General features: G+C 57.2%; 19 protein-coding genes and 1 pseudogene. 4 read left to right on the plus strand and 16 right to left on the minus strand.

Annotation, left to right across the window (positions count from 1 at the left end; translation table 11 throughout):
- The first annotated feature begins 124 nt into the window (after positions 1 to 124).
- The 3 genes from E0L16_RS10100 to dgcQ all read left to right on the plus strand — a co-directional run bounded on the left by E0L16_RS10100 (position 125) and on the right by dgcQ (position 3,084).
- Complete coding sequence (locus tag E0L16_RS10100) at positions 125 to 1,039, plus strand: DUF808 domain-containing protein (RefSeq protein ID WP_353887284.1); 915 nt, start codon at positions 125 to 127, stop codon at positions 1,037 to 1,039.
- A gap of 78 nt (positions 1,040 to 1,117) precedes the next feature.
- Positions 1,118 to 1,300, plus strand: coding sequence for a YodC family protein (locus tag E0L16_RS10105; RefSeq protein WP_063450184.1), 183 nt, complete (start codon positions 1,118 to 1,120; stop codon positions 1,298 to 1,300).
- Between the two features lie 83 nt (positions 1,301 to 1,383).
- Positions 1,384 to 3,084 (plus strand): cellulose biosynthesis regulator diguanylate cyclase DgcQ, encoded by a 1,701-nt coding sequence (dgcQ, locus tag E0L16_RS10110; protein ID WP_131636858.1) that lies wholly within the window; start codon positions 1,384 to 1,386, stop codon positions 3,082 to 3,084.
- Here the strand turns inward: dgcQ and E0L16_RS10115 are convergent.
- Together E0L16_RS10115 and yodD are read right to left on the minus strand one after the other, a co-directional pair.
- A complete protein-coding gene (locus E0L16_RS10115) occupies positions 3,069 to 3,869 on the minus strand; it encodes a mannosyl-3-phosphoglycerate phosphatase-related protein (RefSeq protein ID WP_131636859.1) in 801 nt (266 codons plus the stop codon). The two genes, dgcQ and E0L16_RS10115, sit on opposite strands and share 16 nt — an antisense overlap.
- A 297-nt stretch (positions 3,870 to 4,166) precedes the next feature.
- Complete coding sequence (gene yodD / locus E0L16_RS10120; protein ID WP_017383339.1) at positions 4,167 to 4,394, minus strand: YodD family peroxide/acid resistance protein; 228 nt, start codon at positions 4,392 to 4,394, stop codon at positions 4,167 to 4,169.
- Positions 4,395 to 4,522: 128 nt separating this feature from the next.
- Between yodD and dsrB the strand changes: the two genes are divergently transcribed.
- The gene (gene dsrB / locus E0L16_RS10125; protein WP_003859583.1) at positions 4,523 to 4,711 is read left to right on the plus strand and encodes a protein DsrB; all 189 of its coding nucleotides are present in this window, start codon (positions 4,523 to 4,525) and stop codon (positions 4,709 to 4,711) included.
- A gap of 99 nt (positions 4,712 to 4,810) precedes the next feature.
- On the opposite strand, the gene rcsA is transcribed toward dsrB, so the two are convergent.
- The 14 genes and pseudogenes from rcsA to fliF all read right to left on the minus strand — a co-directional run bounded on the left by rcsA (position 4,811) and on the right by fliF (position 16,333).
- On the minus strand, positions 4,811 to 5,434 hold the full coding sequence (gene rcsA / locus E0L16_RS10130) for a transcriptional regulator RcsA (RefSeq protein WP_006811161.1): 624 nt from the start codon (positions 5,432 to 5,434) through the stop codon (positions 4,811 to 4,813).
- A gap of 287 nt (positions 5,435 to 5,721) precedes the next feature.
- Positions 5,722 to 6,517, minus strand: a pseudogene (fliR, locus tag E0L16_RS10135) (flagellar biosynthetic protein FliR).
- A gap of 6 nt (positions 6,518 to 6,523) precedes the next feature.
- Positions 6,524 to 6,793, minus strand: coding sequence for a flagellar biosynthesis protein FliQ (gene fliQ / locus E0L16_RS10140; protein WP_003859587.1), 270 nt, complete (start codon positions 6,791 to 6,793; stop codon positions 6,524 to 6,526).
- Between the two features lie 10 nt (positions 6,794 to 6,803).
- On the minus strand, positions 6,804 to 7,541 hold the full coding sequence (fliP, locus tag E0L16_RS10145) for a flagellar type III secretion system pore protein FliP (protein ID WP_003859589.1): 738 nt from the start codon (positions 7,539 to 7,541) through the stop codon (positions 6,804 to 6,806).
- Positions 7,541 to 7,915 carry a flagellar biosynthetic protein FliO gene (gene fliO / locus E0L16_RS10150; RefSeq protein WP_063868410.1) on the minus strand — a complete coding sequence of 125 codons (375 nt, stop codon included), beginning with the start codon at positions 7,913 to 7,915 and terminating at the stop codon, positions 7,541 to 7,543. Before fliO ends, fliP begins: the two co-directional genes overlap by 1 nt.
- Positions 7,916 to 7,917: 2 nt before the next feature.
- Positions 7,918 to 8,331 carry a flagellar motor switch protein FliN gene (fliN, locus tag E0L16_RS10155; RefSeq protein ID WP_003859592.1) on the minus strand — a complete coding sequence of 138 codons (414 nt, stop codon included), beginning with the start codon at positions 8,329 to 8,331 and terminating at the stop codon, positions 7,918 to 7,920.
- On the minus strand, positions 8,328 to 9,332 hold the full coding sequence (gene fliM, locus E0L16_RS10160) for a flagellar motor switch protein FliM (RefSeq protein WP_063450179.1): 1,005 nt from the start codon (positions 9,330 to 9,332) through the stop codon (positions 8,328 to 8,330). The genes fliN and fliM overlap by 4 nt, the downstream gene beginning before the upstream one ends.
- A 4-nt stretch (positions 9,333 to 9,336) precedes the next feature.
- Positions 9,337 to 9,807: a flagellar basal body-associated protein FliL gene (gene fliL, locus E0L16_RS10165; protein WP_032103821.1), complete on the minus strand. Its 471-nt coding sequence runs from the start codon at positions 9,805 to 9,807 to the stop codon at positions 9,337 to 9,339.
- Between the two features lie 106 nt (positions 9,808 to 9,913).
- A complete protein-coding gene (gene fliK / locus E0L16_RS10170) occupies positions 9,914 to 11,128 on the minus strand; it encodes a flagellar hook length control protein FliK (protein WP_131636860.1) in 1,215 nt (404 codons plus the stop codon).
- Positions 11,125 to 11,568: a flagellar export protein FliJ gene (fliJ, locus tag E0L16_RS10175; RefSeq protein ID WP_006811155.1), complete on the minus strand. Its 444-nt coding sequence runs from the start codon at positions 11,566 to 11,568 to the stop codon at positions 11,125 to 11,127. The genes fliK and fliJ overlap by 4 nt, the downstream gene beginning before the upstream one ends.
- A gap of 21 nt (positions 11,569 to 11,589) precedes the next feature.
- On the minus strand, positions 11,590 to 12,960 hold the full coding sequence (gene fliI / locus E0L16_RS10180; RefSeq protein ID WP_131636861.1) for a flagellar protein export ATPase FliI: 1,371 nt from the start codon (positions 12,958 to 12,960) through the stop codon (positions 11,590 to 11,592).
- Positions 12,960 to 13,667 carry a flagellar assembly protein FliH gene (fliH, locus tag E0L16_RS10185; protein ID WP_131636862.1) on the minus strand — a complete coding sequence of 236 codons (708 nt, stop codon included), beginning with the start codon at positions 13,665 to 13,667 and terminating at the stop codon, positions 12,960 to 12,962. The genes fliI and fliH overlap by 1 nt, the downstream gene beginning before the upstream one ends.
- The gene (gene fliG, locus E0L16_RS10190) at positions 13,660 to 14,658 is read right to left on the minus strand and encodes a flagellar motor switch protein FliG (protein ID WP_003859608.1); all 999 of its coding nucleotides are present in this window, start codon (positions 14,656 to 14,658) and stop codon (positions 13,660 to 13,662) included. Before fliG ends, fliH begins: the two co-directional genes overlap by 8 nt.
- Positions 14,651 to 16,333 carry a flagellar basal-body MS-ring/collar protein FliF gene (fliF, locus tag E0L16_RS10195; protein WP_063868414.1) on the minus strand — a complete coding sequence of 561 codons (1,683 nt, stop codon included), beginning with the start codon at positions 16,331 to 16,333 and terminating at the stop codon, positions 14,651 to 14,653. The genes fliG and fliF overlap by 8 nt, the downstream gene beginning before the upstream one ends.
- Positions 16,334 to 16,542 lie beyond the last annotated feature (209 nt).

Consider the following 16,542-nt stretch of genomic DNA (forward strand, 5'->3'; position numbering starts at 1 on the left):
CTCGCTGGCGAGCGCTTTAATTGGGCTGCATATGTGAAATTTTTGTTGACGCGAGGTGCCAGTTTCCGGGCGGTGAGTTTTGTTCCATACTATTCACTTAATTAGCAAAAAAAGAAGGATAGAGATTTTGGCAGGAAGTAGCTTATTAACATTACTGGACGATATCGCCACCTTGCTGGATGACATTTCGGTGATGGGAAAACTGGCGGCGAAAAAAACCGCCGGGGTACTGGGAGACGATCTGTCCCTGAACGCGCAACAGGTGACCGGCGTGCGGGCGAACCGTGAGCTGCCGGTGGTGTGGGGCGTAGCGAAAGGGTCCTTTATTAACAAGGTGATCCTCGTTCCGCTGGCGCTGCTCATCAGCGCCTTTATCCCCTGGGCCATTACGCCTCTGCTGATGATTGGCGGGGCGTTCCTGTGCTTCGAGGGCGCCGAAAAGGTGCTGCATATGCTTGCGGCGCGCAAAGAGAAAGACACCCCCGAGATGCGCCAGCAGCGTCTGGAAGCACTGGCCGCGCAGGATCCAAAAACGTTCGAGCGCGATAAAATCAAAGGCGCGGTTCGTACCGATTTCATCCTCTCGGCCGAAATTGTGGCGATTACGCTTGGGATCGTCTCCGAAGCACCGCTGATGAATCAGGTTCTGGTGCTTTCGTTGATTGCCATTCTTGTCACGGTTGGGGTGTATGGCCTGGTCGGGCTGATCGTCAAGCTGGATGATATCGGCTTCTGGCTGGAAAAAAAATCCAGCGCCATTGCTCGCGGTATCGGCAAAAGCCTGCTGGTGCTGGCCCCGTGGCTGATGAAAAGTTTGTCGATAGTGGGAACCCTGGCGATGTTCCTGGTCGGCGGCGGTATTATCGTGCACGGCGTGGCCCCGCTGCATCATGCCATTGAGCATCTGGCGTCAGGTTATGGTTCGGCAATCGCCGCCATTCTGCCGACGCTGCTTAACCTCGTGCTGGGCTTTATCGTCGGTGTCATTGTGGTGGCAGTGGTTAAGCTGATTGGAAAAGTACGCGGCACAGCGCATTAATTATTGATGCGCTGCGGATGCAAAAAGGCTATTCCTCGTCTAAATTGAAAACGTTTCACCCTGATACAGGAGGCAGGTATGGTCTTTTTGGTCAGTGATGAAGTTAAGCCTAAAAGTGGTGGTCCAGGCATGATTGTCACCGGTTATTCCAGCGGAATGGTGGAGTGTCGGTGGCATGACGGATACGGCATTAAGCGTGAGGCTTTTCGAGAAGACGAGCTTCAGCCTGCGAATAACAGGCAAGAGCGCGACAAGGCTTAATCACACAACGCCCGGCCATGCCGGGCGTTTTACTGGCAGAAGACGTATCCTGTCGGATGGCGGGCGACAATCAGGGAGTGGGTGTGCAACACGATACCTTTGTTGAAAAACAATCTTTGTTGCAGTGGCTGCATAAGCGTAGCAATCCCGGTTTGATTGTTAATCTCTGTTTTATCGTTGTCCTGATCTTTTCCACCCTCCTGACCTGGCGCGAAGTCGTGGTGCTGGAGGAGGCCTACATCTCCAGCCAGCGTAACCATCTGGAAACGGTGGCCAGCGCGCTGGACAGACAGCTCCAGTTTAGCGTCAATAAAATGCTCTATTTTCGCCACAGCATGCTTGATGCGCTGGAGACGCCGCTGGCGTTTGGGGTTCTGCAAGAAGCGGTAAAGCGTTTTGAACGCGTGAGGCGTTCCCCCGTCTGGCAAATCGCGGTCGATCCAAAACGCACGTTACCGATTAACGGCGTTTCGGATGCGTTTGTTGAACAAACAACGCTGCTTAACCGCGATGACGATTACCTGGATAAGGAGATCTCCGCCGCCCTCGAAGTGGGCTATTTGCTGCGCCTGGCATCCACGAACTCACGTCACGAGGAGCGGATATTATACGTTTCTCGCGCGGGTTTTTTTCTGGAAACGGATACACCTCCCCATCACAGCGATATTGCACAGCGCTATTACCATCTGGTGACGCAGCCCTGGTTTACGCAGCAGACCGATCGTGAAAACCGGGCGCGGGCGGTTCGGTGGTTTATCTCTCCTCCCTCGGCCTTTGCCGGAAAAAAGCCGCTCATTACGGCCAGCGTGCCGGTTTACTACGATCATGTCTGGTATGGCGTGGTGGCGATGGATTTTACCTTTGCCACCATGCGTCAGCTGCTGGTGGAGGCAATGGACGACCATACGGAAGGGGAGTACCAGCTGTATGACAGCCGCCTCAACATGCTGGCGACCACCGAGAAGCCAGCGGACGAGGTGAATCATTTCAATGAGCTGGAATTAGCGCAAATCGCGCACGCCATAGAACAGGACACCGAGGGCGGTATTCGCCTTGGAAGCCGTTTCATCAGCTGGGCGCGCCTCGATCATTTCGACGGCCTCGTCCTGCGGGTCCATACCCTGGATGAGGGGGTGCGCGGAGATTTCGGCAGCATCAGCATTGTTTTGGCCCTGCTTTGGGCGCTGTTCACCGCGATGCTGCTGATTTCATGGCTGGTGATCCGGCGCATGGTCAGTAATATGTATTCGATGCAGAACTCGCTGCAATGGCAGGCCTGGCACGATCCGCTGACCCGGCTGAATAATCGCGGGGCGTTGTTTGAGCAGGCGAAAAGGCTGGCGAAGCAGTGTGAACAGCAGTCGCTGCCGCTCTCGGTCATTCAGATCGATCTCGACTGCTTCAAGAGCATCAATGACCGGTATGGGCATCAGGCGGGTGATAAGGTGTTGACCCACGCCGCCGGGCTGATTGCCAGTACCCTGCGCGCGAATGATATTGCCGGACGCGTCGGTGGCGAAGAGTTCTGCGTCGTGCTGCCCGGCCTGACGATTGAAGAGGCGGCAGACGTCGCAGAACAGATCCGCGAGCGTATCAACAGCAAAGAGATCCTGATTAAGAAAAGTACGACCCTGCGCGTGAGCGCGTCGTTTGGCGTTTCCTGCGCCCAGGAGAAGGGCGATTACCACTTCGAAAATCTGCAATCCGCCGCCGATGCGCGGCTGTATGAGGCGAAACAGCGCGGGCGTAACCGGGTTGTCTGGCAGGCTCACGACAAAAAGTGATCGAGCCCTTCACGCCAGCCGGACGGTCCGGTGTGCTGCGTATGGTATACCCGCGCGGGATCGTTATTTTTCAGGCTGACACCCTCCCGGTTGAAGCCTTTCACCACCACGGCGAAGCCTACGCTGTCCAGCAGCGGCGCATCGTTGGGGCCGTCGCCCAGGCCCAGCGTCGTCGGCTCTTTTCCCTCGTGCAGGCGATACTGGTCCACAAGCCAGTGAACCGCCACGTCTTTGCCGCAGGCGTTGTCCAGAATGTGCCAGAAGCGTGCTCCCTGGACGATCTTCAGCCCCTGCCGGGCCAGTTCGGTTGCGAAGCGCGTCATTTGTTCATCACCGTCACGCCAGATAAGCGTCACGGACGCCTCATGTTTGCGTGCCAGCGCCGAACGTGGGCGGCTCAGCCCGGTCCATTCGGCGACCACGCGCTCATCCACATCATCAAAGGTGGTAAATTTCAGGTGCAGTTCCTGACGAACCCGGTCAATAAACTGCCGGATTTCGTCATGCTTTTTTTCTGAGATGAACCGGGCGGCGTTTTCCCACCGTACGTCAGGCTGGATCACCGCGCCGTTTTCCGCAATGTAAGGTAGCCCAACGAGCCCAAGCTCCTGCTGGATGTCCTGCATCTCAGACGCGGTTTTGCTGCTGCACAGAATGACCGGTATCTGCTCATCCTGTAATCTCTCCAGCCAGGGGGCGGCAGGCTGCCAGTCAAACGTGTGAAAATCCAACAGCGTGCCGTCGAGGTCAGTAAAGACCAGCAGCGTCTCCTGAAGCGAAGGCATAAACTCTCCTGGAAGATGGCGCGTTTTATGGGAAAATTCTTAAAAAAGAGAGGCGTTGTCACCCCGTTGAACCGGTAACGATCCCGACAAACCCACACCCGACGCAGGTTTATACTCATAACAAAAATTCACATGTATAAAATATTATATTCGCTCAGAGAATATATGCTTGTAAGAAAATTCCGTTGGGGATAATGTCTTACCTGCATCAGATTTCCTGGTGTAACGAATTTACAAGTGCTTCTTGCATAAGCAAGTTTGATCCCGGTCATCCCCATGACCGGGATTTTTTTCGCCTTAGCGGTTCGTCTCCGAGACGCTAAAGTCATGGATATCCAGCTCGAACGCTTCGGCCAGCTCGCGGTAGGTATGGTAATCCCGACCGTTGACCACGACGCGGTCTGAATTATCCTCCGCACGATGAACTTCGGACTCACTGATTTCATTGATGGCGGCAAGCAGGGCATCGACGTCCACCTCAACCTCTCGCTTAATGGTGTCGCTGTACTCTTTGTCGGTCTTCATTTCGGGCTCCTCATTTAACCGTCTCCACAGCTAAGTATAGACCGCACACAAAAACGCCATTCGCGCCGGGCGGCGATGCCAGAGGAGGTAATTTGTTCTACACTGGCTCAAAACCACAGGAGAAATGTATGAAGGTCAACGATCGGGTAACCGTCAAAACGGACGGTGGGCCGCGCCGCCCGGGTGTGGTGCTGGCGATAGAAGAATTTAATGAAGGCACGATGTATCTGGTGTCGCTGGAAGATTACCCGCTCGGCATCTGGTTCTTTAACGAACTGGGCCACCCGGATGGGATCTTTGTCGAAACGGCGGAATAGGGCGGCGTCGGGGGCGTTGTCTCCCCGGCTCCGGCTGCTGAAAAGCAAAATCTCTGGCCAGGCCAGAGATCAAGGTAGGGTACAACATGGCCGTGCAACTTAGCGCATATTAACGAAAATCCCATTCGTCACATTATCTGTCAGGCGTACGACATGGTAAATCACTTGCTTATTATGCGTTTTAATTTTCCTTTTAATATTTCCTTTGTGTGACGATACTGTTTTTGCCTTGATATTCATCTGGTCTGAGATCTGAATTGTCCCTTGTCCTGCCATCCACATTCTTAACATACTTGATTCAGTTCTGCTTAATGATAGGGTAGGTAAGTTAATCGCACCTACATTCTTTACTTCTTTATTCAAATAATCGCCCAGAATGTCGTCAAGCGACTCTGGTTTAATCGATTTCGAACTGATTAATAAGTTTTTACGCACCAGCAAATACTCATCGAAATGAATATTGGCGATTGCCATAAAAACAATAAACAAGGTCTTAGGATGCTGATTAATGATCTGCTTAATGTGCTGACTGTTAGCGGGGTCGTGAATGAAACAGTCCTCATTAATAAACACCACGCCTGGCTTGTGGACGTCACAAGCGGCTGCGAGTTCTTCAACGGTGTGCGCATCGTTGATGTCTCTCTTTCTTACCCCTCTGCTTGCTAAGTACCCGGTTAACCCTAGCCGGGTGTAGCTGCATAAATCCATAATGATCGTTGACATGGCATACCCTCACTCAATGCGTAACGATAATTCACCATCTGCCTGAGAGCTCATAAACAGCCATACGGGATGGAAAAAAGCTAATAAAACCTGTGAGCATGACAAAGACTTTCAGGCGAACTCACTATCCCGTAAAGTTACGTATAATTTGCCAGGAATCATCTTAAAGTAAAGTAAATATTAAGTATTGTGAGGTGGTTAGAAAGATTTAAACCGCGTCAGATATATCCTGGTAGATGTTTTTCGAGATTATTTTTAGGAATATCCTCAGAAAGACATTGCAAACGCTACGGGTTATTATTTGCGTGGTAGTTCGCTGACAATATCCGCTAACAGATTGAATATCTCGCTGAATAAATGTTCGCAGAAGGGGGCGATAAGGGGCATCAATAATGACATTAATAAAAGGCCAACCGTCAATGTTACCGGAAAACCGATGACGAAAACCGACAGCTGCGGGGCCATTCGGTTGAGTAAACCTAGTGCGAGGTTAACCGTGAGCAGCAGGGTAATGATCGGCAGCGCCAGCATCAGCCCGTTGAGGAAAATCAGTCCGGCGGCCCGCACCAGCGCCAGAAAGGCGTTGCTGTTTACCGGGTTGTCGCCAATCGGCAGCGTATGGAAGGTATCCACCAGCATGGAGATCAGCCACAGGTGGCCGTTGAACGAGAGAAACAACAGCATTGCCAGCAGGTCGATAATGCGCGCCAGCACGGGCATATTCAGATGGCTGCCGGGATCAACGAACGTTGCGAAGGAGAGGCCCATTTGCAAGCCGATCAGTTCCCCCGCCGTTCGTACCGCGGCAAAGGCGAGCTGCATCGTAAACCCAACCGCCACGCCAATCATCACCTGTTGCAGGGCAATCCAGATCGCATTCGGGGAAAAAATGGGAATATCCACCGCCGGCAGGGATGGGGCAACGATAACGGTGATAACGATGCCCAGCCCAATTTTGACGCGTTTAGGCACCGACTTTTCACTGAGAATGGGGGCGGTGGAGATCAGCGCCATGATGCGCAGCATCGGCCAGAAATAGATCCCGAGCCACTGAACAAACTGATCGCTGGTGAAATGCAGCATCGTCCGTCAGCCGATGATGTAAGGCAGGTTGGTGAACAGGTTGCGCATATAGTCCAGCAGCAAATTCAGCATCCATGGCCCGGCGACGATAATCGCCACGAAGACGGCAATGATCTTAGGGATGAACGACAGGGTCATTTCGTTAATCTGCGTGGCGGCCTGGAGAATACTGATAATCAGACCGGTTACCAGCGCCACCAGCAGCAGGGGCGCGGCCACGGCAATCGCGACTTTCATCGCCTCCGTGCCCATCATCATGACCGATTCAGGCGTCATTGCGCGCTCCTCAACTGTAGAAACTCTGCGCCAGCGAGCTGACCAGCAGCTGCCAGCCGTCGACCAGCACAAACAGCATGATTTTAAAGGGCAGGGCAATGGTCGCGGGCGGAACCATCATCATCCCAAGCGCCATCAGGACGCTGGCGATCACCAGGTCGATAATCAGGAACGGAATGAAAATAGTGAAGCCAATCTGGAACGCGGTTTTCAGCTCGCTCGTGACATACGCTGGCAGCAGGATGCGCATCGGCACCGCTTCCGGCCCCTGTAGCTCCCCCGTGTTCGCGAGACGGGCAAACAGGGCTAAATCCGCTTCGCGCGTCTGGCGAAGCATAAATTCACGTAATGGCTGAGCCCCCTTTTCCAGGGCGACCTGCATGGAAATTTTATCTTCGCTGAACGGCTGATACGCCTCGGTGTAAATCTTGTCGATCACCGGCGACATAATGAAAAAGGTCAGGAAAAGGGCTAAGCCCAGCAGCACCTGATTGGGCGGCGCGGACGGCGTGCCGAGCGCGTTGCGCAGCAGGCCAAACACGATGATGATGCGGGTAAAGCTGGTCATCATCAGCAGGATCGCCGGGATAAAGGTCAGCGAGGTGATGAACACCAGCGTCTGCACGGACAGGGACCAGCTTTGACCCCCGTTCGCCAGCGGCGTGGAAACCAGCCCCGGCAGCTGCGCATACACGGAGGGCGCGAACAGGCCCAGGCCTGCCAGCGTAAGGAATAACAGACGACGCATCAGGATCTCCCGGAACGCTTGAGCAAACTCTTCATAACGGACTGGAAATCCGCAGGGGCCGGGGCGTTTGCCTCTACCGCGGCAGGCGCAGGGGGCAGCGTGTGCAGGACGTTGATGCTGGAGGCGGTCACGCCCAGCACCAGTCGCGCATCTTCCACTTCCACAATAACCACGCGTTCGCGTGGCCCGAGCGTGGTGCTGGCGCTGACCTTCAGCCCGCGCGTGCCGGCCGTTTTCCCCGCCAGACCGAAACGCTTCGCCAGCCAGGCGGCGAGAAGGATAAAGGCAATAATACCGAACAGCGCGCCGCTCACCTGAAGCAGCGGTGAGCCGGGTACGGCGGAGGGCGCGGACAGTGTTGCCTGGGTTTTCATGCTTAACGGCTCAGACGACGCATACGTTCGGAAGGAGTAATGATATCGGTGATACGTACGCCGTATTTATCGGCCACCACCACCACTTCGCCCTGGGCAATCAGGTAGCCGTTGATCAGAATATCCAGCGGCTCACCGGCTAAACCGTCCAGCGCCACCACGGAACCCTGCGTCAGGCGCAGCAGCTCTTTAATGGTCATGCGGGTGCGGCCCAGCTCAACGGTCAGCTTGACCGGAATGTCCATAATCAGGTCGATGTCCTGCAACGTGCCGCTGACGTCACCGCCGCCTAACTGCTGGAATACCGCGTCTGCCGCGCTTTTCGTCGGCGTCGTTTTTTGCTCGTTTAACGCGTCAGCCCACAGATCGTCCAGTGCTCCGCTGTTTTCATCGGACGGATTGTTCATGTCACTCATTTGGGCTGTTCCTCATTCAGCGAATTCAAAATCGGGTTGATCAAGTGCTCAACGCGTAACGCATACTGGCCGTTAATCGTGCCGTACTGGCTTGTCAGCACGGGTACGCCATCCACATGGGCAATAATGCGGTCGGGTTTGTCTATCGGCAAAACGTCGCCGGGTTGTAATTTCAGGATCTGCGATAACCGCATGGAGATGTCGGCGAAGTTGGCCACCAGCTCCAGCTGCGAATGCTGCACCTGACGCACCAGGTTCTCACGCCAGTTCTGATCTTCATGGCGTGAGTTCTCCAGCGGCGGGTTCACCAGCAGTTCGCGCAGCGGTTCAATCATGCTGAACGGCAGGCAGATGTTGAACTCGCCCGTCAGGTTGCCGATCTCCACGTGGAACGGGGTGTTCACGACGATGTCGTTCGGGGAGGTGGTGATGTTGGTAAACTTCACCTGCATCTCGGAACGCACGTACTCCACTTCCAGCGGGTTAATCGCTTTCCACGCGTCGCTGTAGGATTCCAGCGCCAGCTTCAGCATGCGGTTAATCACCCGCTGTTCGGTATGGGTGAACTCGCGGCCTTCCACTTTGGTCGGGAAACGACCGTCGCCACCGAACAGGTTATCCACCGCGATGAACACCAGGCTTGGCGAGAACACGACCAGGCCGGTACCGCGCAGCGGCTTGAGATGGATCAGGTTAAGGTTGGTTGGCACCGGCAGGTTGCGGGCAAACTCATGGTACGGCTGAATGCGGATCGCCCCGACGGTGATATCCGGGCTACGACGCAGCAGGTTAAACAGCCCCATACGGAACTGACGTGCAAAACGTTCGTTGATAATCTCCAGCGCCTGTAATCGCTCGCGCACCACGCGACGCTGGGTATTGGGATCGTAGGGACGAACATTATCATCGCCGGTTAAACTCGGCTTCGGATCGTCACTCTTATCGCTGTCGCCGTTGAGCAGCGCATCGATTTCTGCCTGAGAAAGAATACTGTCGCCCATGTCGTTACCGCAGAATGAAGGCTGTATACAGAACGTCAGTGACTTCCTGCTTAGGTTGGCCGTTGACCAGCGGGGTCGCCAGCGTCTGTTTGATGGCATCGACCAGCTTTTGCTTGCCCACATCGGTGGCGAGCGCGGAGGCGTCCTGACGAGAAAACAGCAGCAGCAGACGGCTACGCACTTCTGGCAGGTAGTCGTTCAGACGTGCACGGGTCGCTTCATCTTTCAGGCGCAGCGTAATGCCCACGTACAGCACGCGATCCGCATCGCCCAGGTTAACGGTGAACGTATCCAGCGGAAAGAAGACCGGCGCCGGCGGAGGCGGCACGTCAGCTTTGGCGGCCGCGCCGGAGGGCTCCTGCTGCATACGCCAGTAACTGTAGCCTGCGGTGGCGCAGGCCGCGAGGGTAATCAACACCAGCAGCGGGATCCAGATGGAACGCTTGCTTTTTTTGGTGATAGCGGAGTCTGTCATCTGATACGAGCTTCCTGTTTCGGTACAGCTTAATACGGTGATTATCCCGTGTCCGGCTTAGGTCAAAGCGTGGAAAAGACGGAGATAATCACGTTACCTCTGGCGTTTAGGCAAAGATGTCTACGGCACGGCTGCCGCGCGCGGCGGATTGCAGGGCAGCTGGGGTTGGCAATAACTCGTCGCTCTCATCGTTAAACCCGCCAGGCTGACCGGAGCGCGAAGCGTGCTGTTGCTGCCCGGATGAAGACTGCTGCTGCCCGGCAAAGCCCTCGCTGCTGACGCTGCTTTGTGCAAGCTGAATACCGTTTTCCGCAAGCTGCGTGCGCAGGATCGGCAGGGCCGCTTCCAGCGCCGCGCGAACGTGGCTGTGAGGCGAAACCATCTGCAACTGCGCCTGGTTGTCATCCAGCTTAAGCGAAATTTGCACCTGACCCAGATCCTCCGGGTGCAGACGCAGCTCCGCGGTCTGCTGTCCCTGCTTTGTGAACAGGGTGATGTGCTGGCTCAGATTCTGCTGCCATTCGTGCGTGCCCAGCGGCTGGCTTAACACCGGTGCTGTCGCAACGGTTGCGGCAGGCTGGGGGGCAGGCAGATGGCTGACGACCGGGGCCAGCGTCGCGGTTGGGCTGGAGGCTGGCGACGCCGTGCTCGCTACGTCCAGCTTCTCCGCGACGGCGGCGACAGCTGGCGTAACGGATGCCGTGGCGGGCAGCGACGTATCGCTATCCTGAACCGGCATTTTTTCCTGACCCGGTAACGCGTGGCTCAGCGGCTGTTGCTGGCCGTTATCCGTCTGGGCTAGCGCAGAGGCGAGGGCGGCGCGGGGCGCGATCCCCGTCGTACTTGCAGGCGCCGTCACCACCGGGGTGGCGATCTGCTGGTGCGGTAACATCGCCATCAGCGCGCTTAACCCGGCCAGCTCTTCCTCTTCGGTTGCGGTGTCGCTGCTTATCTTCGCGTCCGTCTGGGTCAGCACCTTCAGCGCGTCCGTATTCGCTGTGGGCTTCAGGCCGGAGACGAGGCTTTGCAGGGAGAGGGCGGTATCCTCTCCTGTCAGTGTCTCCTGGCGGGAGAGCAGCTCGGCGATTTTGGCCTGGAGCGTGGTATCACCGCTTTTTTCCCGTGCCGCTGTCGACAGCTTGCTGCCCGCTGCTTTCAGATCGGCCAGCGTCAGCGGGGCATCTTTACCTTTGCCGGTGGCCTCCGTCAGCGCGCCAGCCAGCAGAGAGAGAAAATCCTGTGCGTCCTCAGCGCCTTTTCCGGCCAGCGTGCCGCCGGACGGGTCGCTGTCGGTCATCAGCAGTTGTTGCAGTGTGATCATTCTGGTTTCCTCATTGATGCGCGCTGGGCAAACTCATCCATTTTTTTCTGATCCAGACGGTTTTCCGCCAGGGTCGAGGCTGCAATTTGCCGGTCCTGTAAGGTTTGCCAGGCCTGCAACCGCTGTTTTTTCTCGCGCCAGAAGTTCAGCGCGGTATCGACTTTTTGCGTCCACTGGTTAAGCTGCTGGCGATGCTGCTCAATCGCTTTTTCCAGCGTCTGGATAAACTGCTGATAGTTGATCCAGCGCTGGCTCCCAATGCCCTGCGTCATGTCGGTGTTAAGGTTGGTGCGGTATTCATGCTGATAGTCGATTAACATCTTCAACTGTTCTTCAGCCTGCTGGCACCCGCGCCGCATTGCGCCAAGCTGCAATGCGGCATCATCAACTTCTTTTTCAGCCAGATCTTTCAGCGTTGATAACGCGCTGTTTTGCGCCATGACCTTCGCCCTCCACCTGTGTTACACCTGCGGGAAAATCAGCTCCAGTGCCTGGAGGGAATCTTCCCAGTCGGCGCGTTCAAAAATACCTTGTTGCAGAAACGCCTCCAGCTGCGGCCACAGTGCGATCGCTTTATCGAGCATCGGATCGCTGCCTTTGGCGTACGCCCCGACGCTCACCAGATCGCGGTTGCGCTGGAAGCTGGAGAGCAGTTGTTTGAAGTTACGCACGCGGGCGTAGTGCTTCTCGGTAATCAGCGCCGTCATCGCACGGCTGATCGAGGCTTCAATATCAATGGCCGGGTAGTGCCCGGCTTCGGCCAGACGGCGCGACAGCACGATATGGCCGTCAAGGATCGCTCGCGCGGAGTCGGCAATCGGATCCTGCTGGTCATCGCCTTCGGTCAGTACCGTATAGAACGCGGTGATGGAGCCCCCGCCGCTGATGCCGTTCCCCGCGCGTTCCACCAGCGCGGGCAGTTTGGCAAATACCGACGGCGGGTAACCTTTGGTGGCCGGCGGTTCGCCGATGGCCAGCGCAATTTCACGCTGCGCCATCGCGTAACGGGTCAGGGAGTCCATAATCAGCAGCACGTGCTGGCCCCGGTCGCGGAAATCTTCCGCGATCCGCGTGGCGTAGGCGGCGCCCTGCATACGCAGCAGCGGCGACACGTCGGCAGGCGCGGCGATCACCACCGAGCGGGCGCGTCCCTCCGCACCCAGAATGTTTTCGATAAAATCTTTAACTTCGCGTCCACGTTCACCGATCAGGCCGACAACGATCACGTCCGCCTGGGTATAACGCGCCATCATGCCGAGCAGGACGGATTTACCCACGCCAGAGCCGGCAAACAGCCCCATACGCTGGCCGCGTCCCACGGTGAGCAGGGCGTTAATCGGCCGCACGCCGGTATCCAGCACGTGCTCTATCGGGGTACGTTGCAGCGGGTTGAAGGGATGCGTGATGAGCGCGCCGGTTTCGGTGGTATCGGGGGAGGGCAGGCCATCGAGCGGTTTGCCGCTACCGTCCAGCACGCGTCCCAGCAGCGCCGGACCGAGCGGCAGCTGTTTGCCGCTTTGCAGGCCGTCGCCGCTAATGTTTTTCGCGTAGACGCGGGCGCCGGGCAAAATCCCTTCCACCTCTTCAAGGGGCATCAGGAACAGACGATGACCGTTAAACCCGACCACTTCGCTTTCCACTTCACGCGTGTCGCCCCCGTCCTGACGCTCAATCACGCAGGTGGCGCCGAGCGGAAGTTGCAGCCCCGTGGCTTCCAGCACCAGTCCGGTGGCACGCGTCAGGCGTCCATAACGACGAACGGACGGCAGCTGCGCCATCTTCGTTTCAAAATTGTCGAGCGTATTAAGCCAGCGCGTCAGGCGAGCGGTCATCAGACGACTCCCGGTGCCGCCAGACGGCACAGTTCCTGCCAGCGGGTCGCGACGCTGGCATCCAGATCGCCCTCATCCGCCGAGACCTTACAGCCCCCGTGATGAAGTGACGGATCGCCGCTCAGCCGCCACCCGTGCAGGCTCAGCGTCGCGCCGAGGCTCTCCTCCACACGCTGCAAGTCATCAGGATGAACGCGCAGCTGCGGTTTGCCGCTGAACAGCGGCTCCTGCTGGAGCAGGGCCTGGATCTGCTTAATCAGCGCGGCGTTATCCACCACCGGCGTCTGGCCGATCACCTGACGGGCCGCCTCCAGCGCCATCTGCATCAGGCGTGAGGCAATCACGCTGTCCAGCGCATCCAGGGTATGCTGAAATTCGCTCACCAGCTGCTGCATGCGGGCATGTAGCGGCGCCTGCTGCTGGCGCGCCTGCTCGATGCCCTGCTCTAAACCTTTCGCCAGCCCTTCCTGATAGCCCTGCGCGTGCCCGGTCTGACGGCCTTCGTTCATCCCGGCGTTGAAGCCCTGCTCGTGCGCCTGCATTTGCATCTGGGCCAGCAGCTGGGCGCGCTGCTCCTCTTCACTCAGTTCCGGCACGCCCGCATCGGTATCGCCCTCGTCGGACGACAGCGTGGCAGGGGTGAACTCTGCGGCAGGAGGGGAGAGGTCGTCAGGCGTCCAGCGCTTCCACGACAGTTCATCAGACATAGGTGTCGTCTCCGCTGCCAATCACCATTTCGCCGGTTTCCGCCAGACGACGAACGATAAGCAGGATGGCTTTCTGTTCGTTCTCCACCTGAGACAAACGCACCGGGCCGCGGTTGGCAAGGTCGTCGCGCAGGATATCTGCCGCACGCTGGGACATATTGCGCAGGAACTTCTCGCGCAGCGGCTGCTCGGCGCCTTTGAGGGCGATAAGCAGAGATTCCGAATCCACTTCCTGAAGCAGGCGCTGAATGCTGCGATCGTCCACTTCGACCAGGTTTTCGAACAGGAACATCTCGTCGATAATTTTCTGCGCCAGTTCGCCGTCGAACTCGCGTACCGCCGTAATAACCGCCTCTTCCTGCTGGGTTTTCATCAGGTTGATGATTTCCGCTGCCGTTCTCACGCCGCCCATTTTGCTGCGCTTGAGGTTCTGGCCATCGAGCAGGTTGTTCAGCACTTCGGTCAGCTCCGCCAGCGCGGCAGGCTGCACGCCGCCGAAGGTGGCAATACGCAGCATCACGTCGTGGCGCAGGCGCTCGTCGAACAGCGCCAGAATATCGGCCGCCTGGCCCCGTTTGAGGTGGACCAGAATGGTGGCGATAATCTGCGGGTGCTCGTCGCGAATAAGATCGGCGGCGCTTTGCGGCTCCATAAAGTTGAGCGTTTCGATCCCGCTGGCGGTATCGCGCGTTTCGAGAATGTCTTCCAGCAGGCTGGCGGCGCGCTCTTCGCCCAGCGCCTTAACCAGCACGGAGCGCAGGTATTCGTTGGCGTTGACGTTGAGCGCAGCAAACTGTTCTGCTTCCTGTTCAAACTCCGCCAGCACTTCGGTCAGCTGCTTGTTGGAGATCTGGCGCACGTTGGCCATCGCCGCACTGAGGATCTGCACTTCTCTCTGGGAGAGGTGTTTAAACACCTCCGCCGCGCGGTCTTCGCCAATGGTCATCAGCAGGATGACGCTCTTATCGGTGCCTGTAAGCGTATTACTCATGTTCGTTACCCATCCAACCGCGGATGACCAGCGCGACGACGCGCGGATCGTTATCTGACATTTCGCGAATGCGCTGGCTCATCACCTCTGCGCCCATACGCTGGTTAGCACGGCGCTGCTGCATCTGTTCATCTTTGCTGAGACGAACCTCGACCGCTTCTTCCTCGTCCTGACGCGTGCTCTTCTGTTCCAGCGCGGCTTTCTCGGCTTCAGCACGACGCTGAAGCTGAGGACGGACGCCTTTACGCCACAGCAGCCACGCGACAATCAGCACCAGCAGCCAGCGGCCTGCGGACATCAGCTGATCGAAGAACGCCTGCTGTTGCCAGAACGGCAGCTCACCACCGGTTTCATCCACTGGGTTGAACGGTGAGTTCACAACGTTGAGGGTATCGCCACGTTTTTCAGAGAAGCCCATCGCTTCGCGGGTCAGGTTTTCGATCTGCTTCATCTGCTCCGCCGTGAGCGGCAGCGGTTTACCGTCCGGCAGCGTTTTGTAGTTCACTACAACGGCTACAGAAAGGCGCTCGATATCGCCCGTGTTCAGTTTGGTATGGCGGATGGTTCGGTCGACTTCGTAGTTAGTCGTTTCGTTACGGCTGCTGTTGCGCGGGCCGGCACTGTTCGCCGTCGAGGTCGTCTGCTGATTCGTTTGCTGACCGTTCTGCTGGTTTGCCGGCGGCGTGGAGATTGGCGCGGCGTTGGCAGGCGCAGGCTGGTTAGAGAGCGCACCCGGCACCCCGCCAGGATACTGGCCGCCGACCTGTTCCGTCTCATTGATCTGACGCGAGCGTAACACGGCGCGGGAGGCATCCCCGTTCGGAGCGTACTGCTCTTCGGTCTGTTCTTTATTCGAGAAATCAATCTGCGCGGTGACCTGCGCGTGCACGTTGCTGTTGCCAACCACCGGGCCCAGAATCGCTTCGATGCGACGCTGGAGACGGCCTTCCACATCAGCGGCATATTTCAGCTGGGCGTCGTTGAGATCGCGCCCGGCGGTGTTGGACTGCGTCAGCAGGTGACCGCTTTGATCCACCAGCGTGACGTTACCCGGCGGCAGACCGGCTACCGCACTGGAGACCAGGTGCGTCACGGCGCTGATCTGCCCCTCATCCAGCGCGCGGCCAGGTTCGAGGTTAACGGTCACAGAGGCGGAAGGGGACTTTTGTTCGCGGACAAACAGGGACGGCTTAGGCATCGCCAGGTGCACGCGGGCACTCTTCACCGGGCCTAAGGTTTCAATCGTACGGGCCAGCTCGCCTTCCAGCGCGCGCTGGTAGTTAACCTGCTCGCTGAACTGGCTGATGCCGAATTTTTCCTGATCCAGCAGCTCAAACCCAACCGCGCCGCCTTTCGGCAGCCCCTGCTGGGCGAGACGCAGGCGAAGCTCGTGCACTTTATCTGCCGGCACTTCAAGCGCACCGCCGTTATCGGCAAAGCGATACGGGATGTTCATCTGGGTCAGCTGGGTGACGATGGCACCGCCATCCTGGTCGGAAAGGTTGCTGTAGAGCGTGCGGTAATCCGGGCTTTTTGCCCATAAGATCATCGCGACAATAATCGCAATGGCGGCAGCGCCTGCCACAATCAACGGGATCTTAGGGTTAGCGCGAAGGCGGTTCATCCACTCAAGTGATTTATTCTGCGGCGCTGTCGATGCTGCTGTCGCACTCATTGCGCACCTCTTAAATCCTGGTGGTTTACGTTATTCGTGTAGAGAAACAAAACTGACTCCCGGGTCGGCAAACACGACAAAAGTTCCATACTGATGGCCCAGCCATTATTTGATGATTCGGGATTTTCTATGCGTCAAATAACCTGGTTTTTTAACGCTATTTACCGCCTTTATCTTATTGACAAGCTGTTAGTCTTGACCCCGTAAAA

Source organism: Enterobacter quasihormaechei (genome assembly GCF_004331385.1).
GTDB classification, from domain to species: Bacteria; Pseudomonadota; Gammaproteobacteria; order Enterobacterales; family Enterobacteriaceae; genus Enterobacter; species Enterobacter quasihormaechei.

What these genes read in the sequence shown, in the direction of transcription:
- fliP (WP_003859589.1), bottom strand. Translation starts at nt 7,541, where the DNA reads ATGCGTCGTCTGTTATTCCTTACGCTGGCAGGCCTGGGCCTGTTCGCG.
- fliH (WP_131636862.1), bottom strand. Translation starts at nt 13,667, where the DNA reads ATGTCTGATGAACTGTCGTGGAAGCGCTGGACGCCTGACGACCTCTCC.
- fliK (WP_131636860.1), bottom strand. Translation starts at nt 11,128, where the DNA reads ATGATCACACTGCAACAACTGCTGATGACCGACAGCGACCCGTCCGGC.
- fliF (WP_063868414.1), bottom strand. Translation starts at nt 16,333, where the DNA reads ATGAGTGCGACAGCAGCATCGACAGCGCCGCAGAATAAATCACTTGAG.
- dsrB (WP_003859583.1), top strand. Translation starts at nt 4,523, where the DNA reads ATGAAGGTCAACGATCGGGTAACCGTCAAAACGGACGGTGGGCCGCGC.
- yodD (WP_017383339.1), bottom strand. Translation starts at nt 4,394, where the DNA reads ATGAAGACCGACAAAGAGTACAGCGACACCATTAAGCGAGAGGTTGAG.
- fliQ (WP_003859587.1), bottom strand. Translation starts at nt 6,793, where the DNA reads ATGACGCCTGAATCGGTCATGATGATGGGCACGGAGGCGATGAAAGTC.
- fliL (WP_032103821.1), bottom strand. Translation starts at nt 9,807, where the DNA reads ATGACAGACTCCGCTATCACCAAAAAAAGCAAGCGTTCCATCTGGATC.
- fliO (WP_063868410.1), bottom strand. Translation starts at nt 7,915, where the DNA reads ATGAAAACCCAGGCAACACTGTCCGCGCCCTCCGCCGTACCCGGCTCA.
- fliN (WP_003859592.1), bottom strand. Translation starts at nt 8,331, where the DNA reads ATGAGTGACATGAACAATCCGTCCGATGAAAACAGCGGAGCACTGGAC.
- fliJ (WP_006811155.1), bottom strand. Translation starts at nt 11,568, where the DNA reads ATGGCGCAAAACAGCGCGTTATCAACGCTGAAAGATCTGGCTGAAAAA.
- fliM (WP_063450179.1), bottom strand. Translation starts at nt 9,332, where the DNA reads ATGGGCGACAGTATTCTTTCTCAGGCAGAAATCGATGCGCTGCTCAAC.
- fliI (WP_131636861.1), bottom strand. Translation starts at nt 12,960, where the DNA reads ATGACCGCTCGCCTGACGCGCTGGCTTAATACGCTCGACAATTTTGAA.
- fliG (WP_003859608.1), bottom strand. Translation starts at nt 14,658, where the DNA reads ATGAGTAATACGCTTACAGGCACCGATAAGAGCGTCATCCTGCTGATG.
- E0L16_RS10115 (WP_131636859.1), bottom strand. Translation starts at nt 3,869, where the DNA reads ATGCCTTCGCTTCAGGAGACGCTGCTGGTCTTTACTGACCTCGACGGC.
- rcsA (WP_006811161.1), bottom strand. Translation starts at nt 5,434, where the DNA reads ATGTCAACGATCATTATGGATTTATGCAGCTACACCCGGCTAGGGTTA.
- E0L16_RS10105 (WP_063450184.1), top strand. Translation starts at nt 1,118, where the DNA reads ATGGTCTTTTTGGTCAGTGATGAAGTTAAGCCTAAAAGTGGTGGTCCA.